This is a genomic window from Thermoactinomyces sp. CICC 10521, from assembly GCF_016055135.1.
GTDB classification, from domain to species: Bacteria; Bacillota; Bacilli; order Thermoactinomycetales; family Thermoactinomycetaceae; genus Thermoactinomyces_A; species Thermoactinomyces_A daqus.
Genome location: NZ_JAECVZ010000014.1, coordinates 62318 through 79223 on the forward strand (window position 1 = coordinate 62318; position 16906 = coordinate 79223).

Annotated in this window: 19 protein-coding genes; 15 read left to right on the top strand and 4 right to left on the bottom strand. The window is 49.2% G+C overall.

Features of this window, described 5'->3' with window-relative positions; all coding sequences use genetic code 11:
* Window positions 1-189: 189 nt before the first annotated feature.
* Genes I8U17_RS11230 through I8U17_RS11240 form a run of 3 tightly spaced genes read left to right on the top strand, consistent with a single transcriptional unit; the run spans window position 190 to window position 2771 of the window.
* Complete coding sequence (locus tag I8U17_RS11230) at window positions 190-1197, top strand: ABC transporter ATP-binding protein (RefSeq protein ID WP_033101328.1); 1008 nt, start codon at window positions 190-192, stop codon at window positions 1195-1197.
* Between the two features lie 34 nt (window positions 1198-1231).
* On the top strand, window positions 1232-1984 hold the full coding sequence (locus I8U17_RS11235; protein ID WP_052154275.1) for an ABC transporter permease: 753 nt from the start codon (window positions 1232-1234) through the stop codon (window positions 1982-1984).
* Window position 1985: 1 nt separating this feature from the next.
* Window positions 1986-2771: an ABC transporter permease gene (locus I8U17_RS11240; RefSeq protein ID WP_033101327.1), complete on the top strand. Its 786-nt coding sequence runs from the start codon at window positions 1986-1988 to the stop codon at window positions 2769-2771.
* A gap of 47 nt (window positions 2772-2818) precedes the next feature.
* Here the strand turns inward: I8U17_RS11240 and gerPC are convergent, their stop codons facing one another.
* Window positions 2819-3163: a spore germination protein GerPC gene (gene gerPC / locus I8U17_RS11245; protein WP_198056413.1), complete on the bottom strand. Its 345-nt coding sequence runs from the start codon at window positions 3161-3163 to the stop codon at window positions 2819-2821.
* A 368-nt stretch (window positions 3164-3531) separates the two neighbouring features.
* Here gerPC and I8U17_RS18345 point away from each other — a divergent pair, with 368 nt between their 5' ends.
* The 8 genes from I8U17_RS18345 (at window position 3532) to nth (ending at window position 9056) form a co-directional block, all read left to right on the top strand.
* On the top strand, window positions 3532-3963 hold the full coding sequence (locus I8U17_RS18345; protein WP_198056412.1) for an Hsp20/alpha crystallin family protein: 432 nt from the start codon (window positions 3532-3534) through the stop codon (window positions 3961-3963).
* A gap of 23 nt (window positions 3964-3986) precedes the next feature.
* The gene (locus tag I8U17_RS11255; protein WP_033101325.1) at window positions 3987-4193 is read left to right on the top strand and encodes a spore germination protein; all 207 of its coding nucleotides are present in this window, start codon (window positions 3987-3989) and stop codon (window positions 4191-4193) included.
* A gap of 11 nt (window positions 4194-4204) precedes the next feature.
* Complete coding sequence (locus I8U17_RS11260; protein ID WP_033101324.1) at window positions 4205-4495, top strand: hypothetical protein; 291 nt, start codon at window positions 4205-4207, stop codon at window positions 4493-4495.
* A 115-nt stretch (window positions 4496-4610) separates the two neighbouring features.
* On the top strand, window positions 4611-5288 hold the full coding sequence (locus I8U17_RS11265) for a response regulator transcription factor (protein ID WP_033101323.1): 678 nt from the start codon (window positions 4611-4613) through the stop codon (window positions 5286-5288).
* A 1-nt stretch (window position 5289) separates the two neighbouring features.
* Complete coding sequence (locus I8U17_RS11270; protein WP_198059407.1) at window positions 5290-6630, top strand: sensor histidine kinase; 1341 nt, start codon at window positions 5290-5292, stop codon at window positions 6628-6630.
* A 439-nt stretch (window positions 6631-7069) separates the two neighbouring features.
* Window positions 7070-7537, top strand: coding sequence for a thioredoxin-dependent thiol peroxidase (gene bcp / locus I8U17_RS11275; RefSeq protein ID WP_033101321.1), 468 nt, complete (start codon window positions 7070-7072; stop codon window positions 7535-7537).
* Between the two features lie 55 nt (window positions 7538-7592).
* The gene (locus I8U17_RS11280; RefSeq protein WP_033101320.1) at window positions 7593-8363 is read left to right on the top strand and encodes a class I SAM-dependent methyltransferase; all 771 of its coding nucleotides are present in this window, start codon (window positions 7593-7595) and stop codon (window positions 8361-8363) included.
* 12 nt (window positions 8364-8375) lie between these two features.
* Window positions 8376-9056: an endonuclease III gene (nth, locus tag I8U17_RS11285; protein WP_033101319.1), complete on the top strand. Its 681-nt coding sequence runs from the start codon at window positions 8376-8378 to the stop codon at window positions 9054-9056.
* 143 nt (window positions 9057-9199) lie between these two features.
* On the opposite strand, the gene I8U17_RS11290 is transcribed toward nth, so the two are convergent.
* A complete protein-coding gene (locus tag I8U17_RS11290) occupies window positions 9200-9580 on the bottom strand; it encodes a DUF4383 domain-containing protein (protein WP_052154258.1) in 381 nt (126 codons plus the stop codon).
* Between the two features lie 116 nt (window positions 9581-9696).
* On the opposite strand from I8U17_RS11290, the gene I8U17_RS11295 reads away from it, so the two are divergent.
* From I8U17_RS11295 to perR, 3 genes are all read left to right on the top strand, one after another.
* Window positions 9697-10326 (top strand): TetR/AcrR family transcriptional regulator, encoded by a 630-nt coding sequence (locus I8U17_RS11295; RefSeq protein ID WP_198056409.1) that lies wholly within the window; start codon window positions 9697-9699, stop codon window positions 10324-10326.
* Window positions 10327-10444: 118 nt separating this feature from the next.
* Complete coding sequence (locus I8U17_RS11300) at window positions 10445-11650, top strand: cytochrome P450 family protein (RefSeq protein WP_033101317.1); 1206 nt, start codon at window positions 10445-10447, stop codon at window positions 11648-11650.
* Between the two features lie 384 nt (window positions 11651-12034).
* Entirely contained in the window at window positions 12035-12469 is a 435-nt protein-coding gene (gene perR / locus I8U17_RS11305) for a peroxide-responsive transcriptional repressor PerR (RefSeq protein WP_033101316.1), read from the top strand.
* Window positions 12470-12480: 11 nt separating this feature from the next.
* On the opposite strand, the gene I8U17_RS11310 is transcribed toward perR, so the two are convergent.
* Together I8U17_RS11310 and I8U17_RS11315 are read right to left on the bottom strand one after the other, a co-directional pair.
* Window positions 12481-14259 carry an AMP-dependent synthetase/ligase gene (locus tag I8U17_RS11310; RefSeq protein WP_198059408.1) on the bottom strand — a complete coding sequence of 593 codons (1779 nt, stop codon included), beginning with the start codon at window positions 14257-14259 and terminating at the stop codon, window positions 12481-12483.
* A 296-nt stretch (window positions 14260-14555) separates the two neighbouring features.
* Complete coding sequence (locus I8U17_RS11315) at window positions 14556-14879, bottom strand: DUF2614 family zinc ribbon-containing protein (protein ID WP_198059409.1); 324 nt, start codon at window positions 14877-14879, stop codon at window positions 14556-14558.
* A 215-nt stretch (window positions 14880-15094) separates the two neighbouring features.
* Between I8U17_RS11315 and I8U17_RS11320 the strand changes: the two genes are divergently transcribed.
* Complete coding sequence (locus I8U17_RS11320; protein WP_033101314.1) at window positions 15095-16594, top strand: MDR family MFS transporter; 1500 nt, start codon at window positions 15095-15097, stop codon at window positions 16592-16594.
* The last annotated feature ends 312 nt before the right edge of the window (window positions 16595-16906 follow it).

Sequence of the window (16906 nt, forward strand, 5' to 3'; positions counted from 1 at the left end):
GCAGTTCACTTTACCGATCGATAGGATTAAAATAGAATGGTGACCCAGGTATTCCTGCAACAGGGAATGCCTTTTTTTCTTTGAAAGTGTATAGCAGGTCGGAATGCGGGGAAGCCCGGCCGGCCTGGCTTGACTTTCATCTCTGGGTTGCGCTTATGACGATCTCGCAAAAGGGAGAGTGGAAAGAAAGTGCGATCGATTGAAGCTCATGGGTTAACCAAAGAGTTTAAGGTATATCAGAGCCGCCCGGGATTAGCGGGGGCCTTTCGCGATTTGTTGAACCGGCAGTACCGGGTGATCCGGGCCGTTGATGCGATTGATTTGACAATTGACCAGGGAGAAATCGTCGGTTATATCGGGGAAAACGGCGCCGGGAAATCGACGACAATCAAGATGTTGACGGGGATTTTGGAACCGACGGCCGGAGAGTTGAAAGTGAACGGCTACGATCCTCATCGCGAACGGGAAAAATTTGTGCGAACGATCGGCGTCGTTTTCGGGCAGCGCAGCCAGCTCTGGTGGGATATCGCGGTGCAGGAGTCGTTTCGCCTGCTGCAAAAAGTCTACCGGTTGCCGGATGAGCAGTATAAACGCCATCTCGGACGGATGGTGGAAGTTTTGGAAATCGGTGATCTGCTTGACCAGCCGGTTCGCAAATTGAGCCTGGGCCAGCGGATGCGCTGTGAACTGGCTGCCGCACTGATTCATCAGCCGCCGCTGCTGTTTCTGGATGAACCGACGATCGGGCTGGACGTGCTGGTAAAAGAAAATATTCGCCGCTTCCTGAAAGAGATCAACAAAGAGTTGGGAACGACGATTTTGCTGACCACGCACGACATTTCAGATATCGAGGCCCTGTGTTCACGCGTTGTGATGCTGGACAAAGGGCGCATCATCTATGACGGAAGCCTGACCAAACTTCGGCTCAACTGGGGTGGCGGACGCAAGATTCACCTGGATTTTGCGAAGAACGTCCAGTTGAATGAACTGGAGCAGAGAACGGAAGGGCTTCCGGTAAAATGGGAACAGACGGGGCAAAGGCAATATATTGCCCATATTCATCACGGTGAATTGGCGGTATCGGAAGTGCTTTCCCGTGTGGTTCAGTATGTGCCCGTTCAGGAAATGCGGATTGAAGAGGCATCGACCGAAGAGATTGTGCGCCAAATTTATCAGGAGGGGATGACGATTGTATAAGGTGTATCTTGAAGTGATTCGCATCCGTTTTCTCATGATGCTGGCGTACCGCGTGAATTACTACAGCGGCATTATCATCTACAGTTTGAACATCGGCGTTTATTATTTTTTGTGGATGGCCATCTATGGCAACAAGGGAACGCTGCAGGGGATGACTGTGATGCAAATGGCCACATACATCGCCGTTTCCTGGATGTCGCGGGCGTTTTATTTCAACAATCTCGATCGGGAGATCGCGCAGGAGATTCGTGACGGAACCGTTGCCGTTCAGTTGATACGCCCCTATCACTATCTGTTGGTCAAAGCGTTTCAGGGGCTGGGAGAAGGATTGTTCCGCCTGTTTTTATTCAGTGTTCCCGGAATGATCGTGGTATCGTTCATTTTTCCGATCGATCTGCCGGGAGTCTCGCCGGTATGGGCCAAATTTGCCTTAAGTCTGCTGCTCGGGTTTATCGTCAACGTGGAAGTGAACCTGCTGACAGGCGTGCTCGCCTTTTTCATTTTAAACAACCAAGGATTGATCTGGGCGAAGCGAGTGATCGTCGATCTGCTGTCGGGGCTTACGATCCCCATCGTCTTTTATCCCGACTGGATGCAAAAAGTACTGGAGTTTCTTCCGTTTCAGGCGATCAGTTATTTGCCGAGCACGGTATTGGTCAAAGGATTGGCCGGCTCCGACTTTGTCCATGCCATATTGATCCAAGCTGTTTGGTGCGTGCTGCTCTGGATTCCCATTCAGCTGATCTGGTTAAAAGCTAGAAAAACGCTGATTGTACAAGGTGGTTAATATGTTTCATCTCCATTTGTTCATCGAGTATTTCAAGCAATATATCAAGACGAGAATGGCGTATCGCTGGGATTTTGTGACCCAGTTCATCATGAACTTTTTTTATCAGGGCATCAATCTCATCTTTATCCTGGTGGTCTTCCAGCATACATCAAGCCTCGGCGGCTGGAATCGCTACGAAGTGATTTTTATTTATGGCTATTTTCTCATTCCGTGGGCGGTTTTTTCTGCATTTTTCAATCTCTGGGATTTTAATGACCGCTATGTGATCAAAGGAGAACTGGACAGGGTGTTGACCAGGCCGGTCTACAGCTTGGTCCAGGTGATCATGGAGACGATGACTCCGGAATCCCTTGTCGGCGGGTTAACCGGACTTGTCGTGATGGGGTATGCCGCTTGGAAACTGGATCTCAGTTGGGATTTGATTGATATTCTCCTTCTTTTCCTGTTCACGTTGGGCAGTGTGATGATTTACGGAGGAATCTATATAGCCTTGACCAGCATCAGTCTCTATTCGGATTCCAAATCTGATATCCAGCCGATTATTTACAATATCGGGAATTATGGCCGCTATCCCGTAAATATCTACCATCGGGTGATTCAGTTTGCGCTCACCTGGGTTCTTCCGTTTGCTTTTGTCGGCTTTTACCCGGCAAGTTACCTTCTGGATCATGACCATTGGAAATGGTATGCCTTCCTCACCCCGCTCGTTGGCATCCTTTATCTCGGGTTTGGTCTGATGTGCTGGAACCGGGGCATTCGCCACTATCGGGGAGCAGGCAACTGAACAACTGACCGCGCGGGTTGTTTATTCCAACAATCGCGCGGTCTTTTTTACGGGGAGGAAAAATGTTGCTGCGGATTGTCGGCTCCGGGGTTCTCATCCTGCCCTCCCTCTTCTTCATTCACCAGATTTTTGCGGTGTTCTTCCACCACCTGCTCGATAATGTCTCCCACGGCGGAATCGTCTCCGGTGGCGGTTAAACCGACGTTTAAGGTTCCGCTCAGCGTTTGCACATGCAGCTCGTGAATCTTGTATTCGATTTTTTCCACCTGAAGCGGCTTGATTTTCTCGACCAGCTTTTGCAGTTCTTCATTTTGCTGCTTCAACTGATTGAGGTCCTGCTCCATCTGCTCCAGCCGTTGCCAAAGATAAGAGAAAGGATCATATCCGTACAAGCGATTTCACTCCTTTATGTGCACTATTGGTTTTCTTCATTAATAAAAATGAATTAAGCAAGCTGAATCCCTTTTCCAGTGCTTCATGTTTTTTGCGAAAATGCGTCACAGGAATGTCGTTGTCTGTTCATTCCAACCATTCCATATTCCGCCGGTTGTGTCCGCTCCTTTCCGGAGCATGCTTAAGCCTGCATCACTCGGCTGTGCCGAAAGGTTATGCATTTTCCGTCGGGATGAAATGGGCAATCTCTTTTAAAATATATGGGGATGAGGTAAGAATTGATGCCAGAATTGTGACAGGACAAAGCCCAAGCGAATAAAATATGGGCATCCGTATTGTGATTCGGCCTGTAAAGGAGGTTTTTCTGGTGAGCGGGAATACCCAATTTGCGCGGTGGCATCATTTGGCCCGGCAGTTTCTGGGGGAAGATTTTTTTAAGGAAATCATGCATGCGGCCGAAAAAGACGAACCGGCCGTCGATGTGTTTCATGGGCCGAATGAAGTGATTGTGGTGATCAATTTGCCCGGGATGGAAAATATCCATACCCTGGAAATGAGAGTGGAAGGGGAAACGCTTTGGATAAAAGGACAAATCCCAAACCCTTATGAAGGGTTTCATGTATCGCTTTCCGAGCGTAAAAAAGGAGAATTTCAGAAAACCATTCCATTGGGTGTTCCTGTTGCCAGGCGATATACCAGCGCGCGTTACCGCAAAGGGATTTTGGAAATTCGGTTTCCCATTCATAAGGAACCTTCTCAGAACCATGCGATGAAACTGAAGATGGATGACCGGGAGTAACACTGACCGAGGGAGGGACATCCATGGGGACGATCAACAATATTTTTAATATCAAAATCAACAGCATATCCAGTGCTGCTTCCGTCAATTTCGGAAATACTATCAACATCGGCGCGGAAAGCTTTACCAAATCGCTTGGTGGATCTTCACCGATTGGGGATTTCAGCCGGAACCTCGATTTTGAGCGGAATGTGTATCTCGATCCGGATATTGTGGATTCCACGGGATGAGGTGACGGGCATTGATTCATGTGGAAATTCGTTCGCTTCAGGTGAATACGGTTGCGGATGCGGGCTCGATGAATATCGGTTCCACACTGAATATTGTCAATCAACGGGAGCAACTGGTATCACCCCGGCAGCCACAGAAACCGGGAGGGCAGGAAGAAAAAACGGAAGTACCGAATCCGCCGGAGACGCAGCCGCCAATTCCCACTCAACCGGGTCCGCCAATTCCGCCGCCGGCCGGAGCCAAAAGTCCGAAGGATGACGGTCCCTCCCGCAGGAATCATTCATGTGTAATCCGGGAATGAAAAAACTTGGGTCAAACGGGCTGTGAATTGGCCTGTTTTTTTAACACTTGGAAGTTTTTTCTGGAAATGAGAGAATAAAAAAAGCCCGGAAAAAGCAGAGGTTTGGGTGGTAGGGATGAAAAAGAAAATTTTGATTGTTGAAGATGAAAAGAGCATTGCCCGGTTTCTGGAGTTGGAGTTAAGACATGAAGGATATGAGGTCAAGGTTGCCCATGACGGCAGATCTGCGCTGAGAATGATGAAAGAAGAAGACTGGCAATTGGTGATACTGGACATTATGCTGCCTGACCTCAGCGGAATCGAGATCTGTCGCCGAATTCGTTCCGACAACCAGGTTCCGATCATCATGTTGACGGCCAAAGATGCCGTTCCCGACCGTGTCAGCGGGTTGGATGCCGGCGCGGATGACTATCTGACAAAACCGTTTGCGATTGAAGAACTTTTGGCCCGCCTCCGGGCGATTGAACGGCGGCATTCATGGGAAGAGGAGGCGAACGTGATCGGGGTGACCCCGATTACCCTCTATCTCGATGAGAGAAAGGCCGAAGCGTACGGAAAGGAAATCAAATTGACCGCCCGCGAATTTGATTTGCTCTCCTACCTGATGCAAAACAAAAATCATGTCCTGACAAGGGAGATGATTCTGACCAAGGTATGGGGCTACGATTATGCGGGGGACACCAATGTCGTGGACGTCTATATCCGTTATTTGCGCGCGAAACTGGAATCCATCGGTCTGGAATATTTCATTGAAACCGTGCGGGGAGTGGGTTATGTGGTTCGGGAACATTAAGATGCCGATACGCTGGAGACTGGTTGTTTTATCGACGATCGGACTGATTGGGATTTTGATCCTGTTTCATATCTTTGTCTACGTTCTTTTAAAGAACTGGTTGATTGGAACGGAAGAATCGGTGCTTCGGGATAAGCTGATCTCGATTCAGAAAGTTTACGATCAGGAGGCGTTTTCCTCACTTCCTTACTCCGCATGGCTCCCCTCGATGATCGAAGAAGGACAAGCAGTTAGGCTGATTCGGAACAAACGGGTGATCGCTTCCGTTAACAAGGGAATTTCCGAAACAGTCTTTCTGCCGATGTCCTATCCCAACAAAAAGGAGAAGATCGAAAAATATACCGACCGGGAAGTGCTGGTGCTGACAATGCCGCTCGACCGGGGAAAAGGGCGGATGGAGTTATATTCCGATTATTCTTCCAGTGGCAAGTATATCAGCTCGATGATCACCGCATTGGTCATTGCTTCATCCGTGCTCCTCGTGTTTGTGGTGATCGGCGGATATGTGATGAGCACGATCGCGTTTCGCCCGGTGAAGATGATTACAAAGGCGGTACAGGAATTTGATCCGGCCAGGCCGACTCACCGGCTGAAGGTGCCGAACACCGGGGATGAAATTGCGCTGCTGTCGAGAGTGTTTAACTCACTGCTCGATCGGATCTATGATTTGATAAAAAAGCAAAATCGCTTTGTCAGCGATGTCTCCCACGAGTTGCGCACACCGATCGCCGTGGTGCGGGGCTATTTGAATTTATTGCGCCGTTGGGGAATGAAAAAGCCGGATGTGGCGGAGGAAGCTCTTTCCACCATGGATGAGGAGCTGACCCGGATTGAAAAAATGACTGAGCGCTTGCTCAAGTTGGCCCGTCTGGAAATGGAGGAGCCGGTTCAGGAACCGGAAACTTTCAACATCACTTCGGTTATTGCCGAACGGGTGAAGCGCTGGCAGCAAGTTCACCGTGAGCTGGAGATTGTTTATGATGCCCGGGATGAGGAACTTGAGTGCAGAAGCTATCAGGCGGATTTGGAGGAACTGCTGGATATCCTTTTGGACAACGCGGGCAAATATACGGAAGAAGGCGGCCGCATCACGGTCAAATTGCGGGGAACCCCGAAGCGCATCCGAATCGTGGTGCGGGATACGGGGCAGGGAATTTCTGCGGCTGATCTCCCCTTTATCTTTGACCGTTTTTACCGGGCCAAACGACAGCGCAAAAACACCGGCAGCGGGCTGGGACTTTCCATCGCGCTGGAACTGGTTAAAAAAATGGGCGGAGAGCTGGACATTAAGAGCCAACTTGGGAAAGGGACTGCGGTCATCATTACGTTGCCCCGTTTCTAATCAAAGATTAATCCGATTCTCATATTTCTCTTATATGCCCTTCTTATGATTGGAGTATAAATTGCATTTCTTAAGAAGGGATTGAGTCGGATGAAATTGATCGCTGAACTTTTTATCCTGCTGACGGTGGTGCCGATTTGGGGGATCAAGGCAATCTGCTCGATCCGCAGTTTGAACGTCTTTCTGAAATCTCTTATCTGACGATAGCGATTGCATATATTTCCAGCCGGGGCCGATGACAGGCCCCGTTCGTTTTTTTCACGTAAGGGTGTTGCCGGTTGCTCAGTGACGTCTCCGCTCCCCTCCCGGGACTGCGTGGATGCCTGTCTGTCATGGATCTGTCCGCTTCCCATTCAACATCCATTTGCAGCGCTTAATTTCGCCTTTGAGAAATGGTAGAATGTGAATAACCTGTGAAGTAAATGATGGAGGTGTAATCATGCCGCAAGAAGGAGAGCAAGCGATCGGGTTTACACTGGAGGCATCCAACGGAGAAAAAGTGTCGCTTTCCGATTATCGGGGGAAAAATGTTGTTTTGTACTTCTATCCCAAAGACAACACACCGGGTTGTACCGTGGAAGCGTGCGGTTTTCGTGATCACCATCAGGAATTTGCAGATCTGAATACGGTGATTTTGGGAGTCAGCCGGGATTCCGTTGCTTCCCATCAAAAATTTGTGGAAAAGCAGAATCTCCCTTTCCTGCTTCTGAGTGATCCCGACGGCAAGGTGTGTGAAGCCTATGGTGTGCTTAAAGACAAGAATATGTTCGGCAAAAAGTTTAAAGGCATCGAACGCTCGACCTTTGTGATCAATGGGGAAGGACAGATTGTCAAGGTTTATCGAAAAGTGAAAGCGATGGGGCATGTAAAGGAAGTTTTGCAATATATCAAAGAACATCTCCGTTGACGGGTTCCTGCCACAGGGCCCGTTTTTCGCCAATCGATAAAGGATGTGGTGAAAAATGGTGAATGCTTACGATTGGCCCGATTATTACGATTGGACATCCACGGGGCTTGATCACGATCTCACCTATTATGTAGAATTGGCACAGCAAACGGGAGGTCCGGTCTTGGAGCTCGGATGCGGGACAGGACGGATTACCCTGGCGATCGCCCGCGCCGGAATCAAGGTAGTCGGGCTTGACCTTTCTTCGGCCATGCTGGCAAAAGCGAAACGAAAAGCGGAGGAAATGGAACTCGCCGGGATGGTGGAATGGATCGAAGGGGATATGTCCCGCTTTCAATTGGGACGCTGTTTTCCCCTGATCATTATTCCGTACCGTTCGTTTTTGCATCTGTTGACGGTTCGCGACCAGGTGGAAACGCTGAAACGGGTGCGCGTCCATTTGGCGGACGAGGGATTGTTTGCTTTCAATATCTTCGTTCCCAAAATTAAAGCTCTTTATGAAACGGATGGACGTTATACTTTTCGCGGTACGTTTCCGGTGCCGGGAACAGGTGAAACCGTAGAGCTTCATGATTTTATCGAATATGACCATTTTGCCCAAATTGCCAATGTGATTCGTTACATGGAACGATTTGATCCTTCAGGTTTAATGATTGAGCGAATCCGCACGCTGTTCCGGCTCCGTTATGTTTACCCGTCCGAAATCAACCATCTTTTAAACCTGTGCGGATTTAAAATTCTTCATCGCTTTGGCACATTTTACCGCACGCCTTTTGACGCGCGCAGCGACGAATTGATTATTGAAGCGGCTAAACGCGTTTTGTAGGGAGGGGAGAAAATGGAAGTGCAGAAGCCGAAACGCGTACCGACGCGAAAAATCTTGGAAACCCTCGCCGAAATGTATCCGGATGCCCATTGTGAACTGAACTACCGAAATCCTTTTGAACTCTTGATCGCCACGATTCTGTCGGCGCAATCAACCGACCGCCAGGTGAACAAAGTGACGAAAGGATTGTTTGAAAAGTTCCCCCGGCCGGAAGATTTTCTTGATTTGACCGAGGAAGATCTGGCGGAGCACATTCGCGGTCTGGGATTGTATCGCAATAAAAGCAGGAGCATTTTGCAAACATGTCGCATTTTGGTGGAGAAGTACGGAGGGGAGGTGCCGCAAGACCGCAAGCAGCTGGAAGCATTGCCCGGAGTCGGCCGCAAAACGGCCAATGTCGTATTGAGCAATGCCTTTGGTGTTCCGGCGCTGGCGGTGGATACGCATGTACAGAGGGTGGCCAACCGCTTGGCCCTTGCGGATAGCGACAACCCGCTTGAGACGGAGCGCCAACTGATGAAACGGGTTCCCCGGGCCGAATGGAGCGACACCCATCATCGGATCATCTGGCACGGCCGCCGCGTTTGCGCCGCGAGAAATCCCAAATGCCAGATCTGCGACCTCCTGCCTTACTGTTGGTACGGGAAAAAAGTGAAAAAGGAGAAGGGGAAATACGAGCCGGCGGGGCGGTAAAAGGAGAACGCGAAGAAGGCGATTTTTGATCAGTCAAAAGTCGCCTTTTAACTAAAACACCGCCTTTTTGCATGATTCGCGGCTGATCCGCGTCATGCACAAAAGCCCCACCGGGAAAGAAGGGTGGGGAATTAAGGGTCAAATTATGAACCTTTTGATTCGGTTTGTTTTTCCTTTTTCACTTTGACTTCCCTGGCCCAATCTCTGAATCCGAAGTATAAAGCGGCAAGGGCGACCAGGATATGAACGACTTCAATCGTGGCAGTATTTTCAACAAGGCCGTCGAAAAGGCCGAGAATCGCGATGATGCCGTACAAAACGCCGAAGACCCGTGCAGTCAGCAGGCTCCACTTCTCTTGGGCGCTTACGGCCAAAAAGATAATGCCGCTAATCAGATGAAACAGGTTATGAGCCAAGGTTAAATGCAGGAGATTATAAATGGTGCCTTGAGTTGGTAAAAAGAAGCCGATCACCCCGATGAGGGTGAGCAAAACTCCTATGATCCTGGCGAATCCTTTTGCCATAAACCTCACTCTCTTTCCTTTGGTTTGTTAGATATATATGAGCCACACCGGGTGGTGATGCCTAAATTGTCCAACTGAATCTTTCACTGAAGGCAAAATGAAGAGGTGGTAATAAATTGCGGGAAACGAGGAAAAAAACCCGGGAAATCCAGGCGATCGAGCGGCGCAAGCAGCTGTTGGAGATGGCGAAAAAGTTATTTGCCGAGCGGGGCTATCACGGTACAACAACGAAAGCGATCAATGAAAGCATCGGAATGGCGGACGGGCTTCTGTATCACTATTTTCCCGGGGGGAAATTGCAAATTTTGCATGCGATTTTTGAAGAAGAGATCGACCGGAAAATCGGCCGGATCAAGCAAGAATTGCAAAAGATTGCGGAGATTGACGAGCTTAAAGACGTTCTTTTTCAAATTGGCAGCCTTTTGATGAAATATGCCGTTCGCGACCGGGAATTGCTCATCATCTATCTGAAAGAACGTTCGCTGCTCGACCCTGCGCTGTTGCAGAGGAGCATCCATCAGCTTTGTGAGGTCTGGCGGGAGATCTGCGCCCTGATCGAAGCAAAGATCGATGAGAGACACTTTCATCAATTTGATCCGTCGATGATGGTGAATCAGTTTGTCGGTGCCATTATCTTTTATCTGGCACAAAATATTTACTTTCCGGAAAAAAGCCGCAGTCGCAAAAGGAAAGAAGAATTCCTGTGCGAATGGGTTCGCCATACCCTTGCAACCTGGACCAAATAAAAAAGGGGAGACCATTTTGGACTGCCCGGTTTTTTAAAAAACAATTCATTGATTAATGAATTAAAAAAGGGGAATATAATAGAGTAATTTATTTTCTCCAAAAAGGATGGGGGCCTCAATGAAACTTCAGTTTGATCTGTTTGCTCCGGATTATAAGAAACACTCCTATGCGTTTTATACTGAATTGCGGGAAAAAGCGCCCGTTTACAAAGTGAAAATGCCGAACGGGCTCGATGCCTGGCTGATTACTCGCTACGAGGATGCGCTTTCGGCTTTAAAGGACAGCCGCTTTATCAAAAGAGGGCGAACCGCGCTCGGGGAAGAGCGGTTTAAAAAATTGATCGTGCTTGAGGAATCAGAGTACTTAATGGAAACCATGCTGGCGATGGATCCGCCCGATCATACCCGACTCAGAAGTCTGGTATCCAAAGCGTTTACGCCCAAGATGATCCAGGGGATGCATGAGAATATCCAAAATATCGCCGACGGGCTGTTGGAGAAAATGGAAAAAGGAAAACCAATCGATTTAATGAGTGAGTTTGCCTTTCCCCTGCCCATCATCGTAATCAGCGAAATGCTGGGAATTCCCACTGAAGACAGGATGAAATTTCGCGATTGGTCCAACGCGATCATTGATGCCAATAATCATCCGGACCGGATGAGGAAGGCTGGTCCCAAAATCAAAGCTTTTGTCGCTTATTTGCAGGAATTGGTGGAAAAACGCCGGCAAAATTCAACCGATGATCTGATCTCCAGTCTTGTTCATGCAGAAGCAGAAGGAGATAAACTTTCTGAGAAAGAACTTTATGCCATGATTTTTCTGCTGATTGTCGCCGGGCATGAAACAACGGTCAACCTGATCGGAAACGGAGTGCTGGCCCTGCTTGAAAATCCTGATCAGATGGCCCTTTTGCAGCAAAATCCGGAACTGATTCAAACGGCGGTGGAAGAGTTTCTGCGTTACTACAGCCCGGTTGAGTTTACGACCAACCGCTTTGCGATAGAAGATGTGAACTGGCATGGAGAGACCATTAAAAAAGGGGATATGGTGCTGGTTGCTCTGGCATCGGCCAATCGGGATCCGGAGCAATTTGTCAATCCGGATCAACTGGATATCACCCGTAAACATAATCCGCACATCGGTTTTGGCTATGGGATCCATTACTGTCTGGGAGCACCTTTAGCCCGTTTGGAGGCGCAGATTGCCATTTCGTCGCTGCTTAACCGCTTCCCCGATATAAAGCCGGGCACCTCCCTTGAACAGTTGGAATGGCGCCCCAGTTTCCTGATGCGCGGTTTAAAGGAATTGCCGGTCATTCTTTGAGAACGGAGATTGATTATTTAATCTGGATTCTAAAAAACAATTGAAAGTATCTCTTTAACTCTAATTGCAAAAGTTGGAAAGATCAGACGAAAGAAGTTGAAGCTGTCGACAGACGAAAGCAAAAGGGGATTGGTGCTTCTCCGCATCGACCGTTACGACCGGGGCAAAGAGAAGCGCCAAGACCCTGCTTTATGGATTTGGATATGAATGTTTTCGCCTCTTTTGGTGTTTGTTATTTTTTAATCCGGACAAAATAAAAAAGGATCGATACAGGAAAATGACCTCTTTCATTGACAAAAGGGCAAAGGGGGGCGTAGACTAATTATATAGATTATTAAGTGAGAATCGTTCTTTCACAGGGCGGATTCAGCGAGGTGGAGAACAATGACCAACCGCCTGGCAGAAGCAGTCGAGATGCTCAAAGGGATTGGAGTTCGTATGACCCCGCAGCGTCATGCCATTTTAACCTATCTCTACTCTTCAATGGGTCATCCGACGGCTGATGAGATTTATAAGGCGCTGGAAGGAAATTTTCCCAATATGAGCGTGGCAACCGTATACAATAATTTGCGTGTGTTCAAAGATGCGGGATTGGTCAGGGAATTGACCTATGGTGACGCCTCCAGCCGCTTTGATGCCAATATGGACGATCATTATCATGTGATTTGCCGGAAGTGTGGAAAGATCACCGATTTTGATCATCCGCCGCTCTTCAAAATGGAGCAGGAAGCAGCAAAGGCGACAGGATATCAGGTTGAAACACATCGCATGGAAGTGTACGGAGTTTGTCCTGAATGTCAAAAAAAAGAGAAGCAATGAAAAGGCCCTGCTTAAGGTGTGGCAGGGTCTTTGCTTTCGGTTGCGGCAGCCGATCGGGAAGCTGTGCTTTCGCTATACATGGCTTCGATGATTTCCGCATAGTTTTCCTCGATTTTTGGCAGCCGCAGCCTCTGGGTAGAAGTCAATTCCCCGCGGCTTTGGGAAAAAGAGCGGTGCAGGAGGGCAAACCGCTTTGGCTTTTCTATCAATGAAAAACCTTCTAACCGGCGGTCGATTTCCTCTTTTATCAGCTCTTCCAATTCTGCCGGGCTCTTTCCGGCGCAGGCAGCGGGATCAGGTGTGATCAACGCGGTTATGTACGGACGGGCGTTTCCGAGCAAAACGGCTCTCTCGATCAAAGGGCTTGCGTTGAGCGCATCTTCGCAATCATCGGTGTCTACCAGAGTTCCGTCGGACAAGGTGACACAATTTTTTCTGAGCCCGGTCATTTTGATCTGTCCGTCCGAAACGGCTTCAGCGAATTCCCTCGTGTGAAGCCATCCGTTCACAATCGTCTGTTGGGTTTTCTCCGGTCGGTTGTAGTAGCCCATCATTACGCTGGCGCTTTTCACCAGCAATTCGCCGTCCGAGAGGAAACGGTATTCGATCCCGGGCAGGGTATTTCTGCTGCCGTCTGCCGGATCAGTAAGACGGCTTGCCAATATGATGGAAGTGCAAGCGGCGGTATTGTGCGTTGTAATAACCGGCAAACCCAGTGTTTCAAAAAAGCCCCGTGCCTCATCCGACAAGGAAAGTTGATCGCTGATCAGAAATCGCAATCTTCCGCCGAACCGGTGCACCCATTTGGAGAAGACCAGGGTATGGGCCAGGGTGTGCGTCCATCTGGCTGTACCGGGTATGGGCCAGTTGAAACCCTTACGGGCATGATCGTAGTAGGTTTGCGTGAGGCGGCGTGCCGTCCGAAAAAGAAATGCCCTGAATTGGGAACGTTCGATTTCGCTGTGCACCAGATTGTACAGACGTTCCACCTGTTTCGCACTTCCGATGAAAATGGTTGGCCGGTATTGGATCATGGGGCTGAGCAGATCATCTGTTTGATCCGTGTATGCAATCGTTGCACCGCATCGGAGCGGGGCCATCTGTCCGGCCAGCCGGGTCAGGCTGGAGGAGGCGGGCAAAGCGGAAAGGACAATGTCATCCGATACCATCGGGATGACATGAGAGATGCTTTCCAGGTGGCTGAGAATGTTGGCATGGGAGAGCATCGCTCCTTTCGGTTTTCCATGGACGCCTTGCTGATAGACAATAGCGGCTAGCTCAGGGGGCTGAATCGCGGGGTAAACCCAATCCAGCTCCTCGAGGGCAACCGTTTGCCCCAACTGGATGACTGTTTCAAAGCGAAGGGCTCCGCGTTTTCCTTCCGCTTTTCCGGTCAACAGAATGGTGTGACGGATTTCTGAAGGCGGATCAAGCTGATCCAGCATTGGAGGAGTTCCGACTAGGACAGCCTCGGCTTCGGAATGGAGCAGGATTTTTTTGATGTCGGCGGCCGGTTGCAACGGATGGATGGGAACGGAAACGGCACCCAAACTTAAAATGGCAAGATCGCTGATGAGAAAGCGGGGATGGTTTTCCGAGATGATGGCCACTTTGCTTCCTGCCTTTATTCCCAGCCGTTCCAGGCCAAAAGCGAAATCGCGAACGGTGGCCCACAGTTTTTGGTAAGTCATCGAGCGCGGCTGGCTGTCTTCCGTCCACAGCAGCGCCGTTTTGTCCGGAAATCGGCTGACCGTTTGTGAGACCATTTCAAGAAGATTATGTGGTTTCAATTGCCTGTTCCTCCTTTCGGTGCATCATGTTTCAAGAAACAAATTGTTTTGCCAAGTCCGAAAAACAGAAGTCTGTCGGGTTCCGGTGCCCCGGTTCCTTTGGGGCAAAGGATCTGTAGAACCTTTTGCTTCACCCCTGTCATGGATCCCTGCCGGTTTTCCAAGATTGCTTCTCAAGTTTGGCGACAGCCTGTCCCGTTTTCAAAGAATTGGTACTATTATAGCGGAAATTGACTCGGAAGAGAAGTAACGGGCCGGCATAACGAAGCGAAGCCCTTTGTCAGTGAAGGGCCTCGCTACATTGGTGGTGTTTCGGTTTGCTTGGGAGCATCTGCGGGGTCAAACGATAAAATGGCTCTGCAATGCATGCATTCATCCTTTTTTCCCAACACCTTTGTCTGTTTCCCGCAAGCGGGGCAGATGATGTGTGCGGATTGAGTGGAGATGATTCCGATCCAAAAATAAATGCCAACGCTGGCCAGAACGAAGATCATGCCAATCGCCAGGAAGAGGGCGATCAGGTCTTTGGCCAGGAATCCCAGATACATGACTCCCACGCCGGCAAAAATCAGGCCAAGGGCAAAGGTGCGAATTTTATTCAGCTTGCCGGAAAGTAGCATACGGCCCCTCCTTAAAAAGCGCTTTCAATGTCAGAAAGATTGTAACACGAACGCATTTTTTGCGCAATCAAAGGGATGTGCGGGCGGGATCAAGAAGATGTCCGATTTTGCAACATAATAAATAAAAAGGTTTGTTTTATGATTTTTGGGGAAAAGGAAGCATGCTATGATAAAATGGAGCAATTAAATTTTTGCCCAGTTGTGGAGGTTGATTCATGCAAACGAATCGTAAACAAGTGACCATCGCGATGTTGATCGCGACGTTTTTGGCGGCAATTGAGGTCACGATCGTCAGTACGGCAATGCCCCGGATTGCCAGTGAACTGGGGGGATTGCAATTCATCAGTTGGGTATTTGCCGCATATCTTCTCACCTCAACTGTGACGACGCCCATTTTCGGCAAACTGGCTGATCTCTATGGAAGAAAAGTCGTCTTCACGGTTGGGGCCGCTTTATTTTTATTGGGTTCGATGTTATCCGGATTGTCTTCGTCGATGCATCAGCTGATCTGGTTCCGCGCATTGCAAGGGTTGGGCGCCGGAGGAATCATGCCGACAACCTTTACGATTATCGGCGATATCTTCCCTTATGAACAGCGGGCCAAAGTTCAGGGGTGGTTTAGTTCGATCTGGGGATTATCCGGACTGGTCGGCCCCCTTGTCGGCGGGTTTCTGGTTGATTACGTATCATGGCGGTGGATTTTTTATATCAATTTGCCGTTTGGTCTTGTTTCTGTGATCATGCTCTGGATCTTTTTGCGGGAAGAAGGAGATTCCCGCGAAAGAAAAATCGATTATTTAGGTGTTCTCACTTTTTCCATCGCCGTCGCCTCGATCCTGTTTGCCCTGTCAACGGGAGGAACGGTCTATTCTTGGGGATCGGCAATCATCATCGGCCTGTTTTTGGTTGGAATCCTGTTTTTGCTGATCTTCATCTGGGTGGAGTTCAAGGCTGAAGAGCCGATGCTGCCGCTGGAATTGTTCAAAATTCCGTCCATCCTCGTTTCCAATTTGGCTGCTCTCTTGTCGAGCGGCATTCTGATTGCGCTCAATGTTTATTTGCCCCTCTGGGTTCAAGGGGTACACGGGCGCGGAGCAACCGGTTCGGGGTTAACGCTGCTGCCGATGTCGATTGGCTGGCCGATTGGTGCCACTCTCGGAGGCAGGCTGATGCTCAAAGTCGGTCCGCGCAAAACGGCGGTGCTGGGGCTGATTCTCATTTTGGCAGGAAATGTGTCTCTGGCTTTTATCAGCCAGACGACGCCGGATTGGGTTTTAAGCGTGATCATGCTTATAATCGGTTTCGGCTTCGGCTTCTCGATGACGGTATACACGGTTATTGTCCAGTCTTCCGTCGGGTGGAACCTGCGCGGAGCTGCCACGGCTTCCAACACGTTTTTGCGTTCGCTCGGACAAACGATCGGTGTGGCGGTCTTTGGGACGCTTTTTAACCATTACATGAAGGTGTTCATGATGGGGCACGCCGAGGTGAAGAATATCAATGTGTCAGATCTCAACCGCTTGCTCGATCCGCACAACATCGGGCAAATTCCGTCGAGCGTGATGAAAACGATGCGGGAAGCGCTCGTTTATGGTCTGCATCACATTTTCCTCATTTTGGTCGGCATCGCGGTTCTCGCGCTGCTGTTTGTGTTCCGGTTGCCATCCAGTAAGCCGGAGGCTGTTGCCGTCTCCAAAGATCTAAAAGAGGCTTGAGGCGAGATCGGTAAAGATAGGGCCGGGGATGCTTCTCTGGCCTTCCCGCATATTTGTCGGGCGGTCAGGGAGGCCCAATCCCCTGATGATTTTGTTGAGTGTCATCCCGAGGTTATGCCGCAAAAACATTTTTTAAAAAAAGTGTTGACGAAATTTATTTAAGGTGTTATTATCTATTTTGTCGCCGCAAAACGCGGCTGAAAAAGAATTTCGATGTGTTCCTTGAAAACTAAAGAGTGAAGCATGACCTGTTGATTCTTTTTGAGCTAGATCTTTATCGGAGAGTTTGATCCTGGCTCAGGATGAACGCTG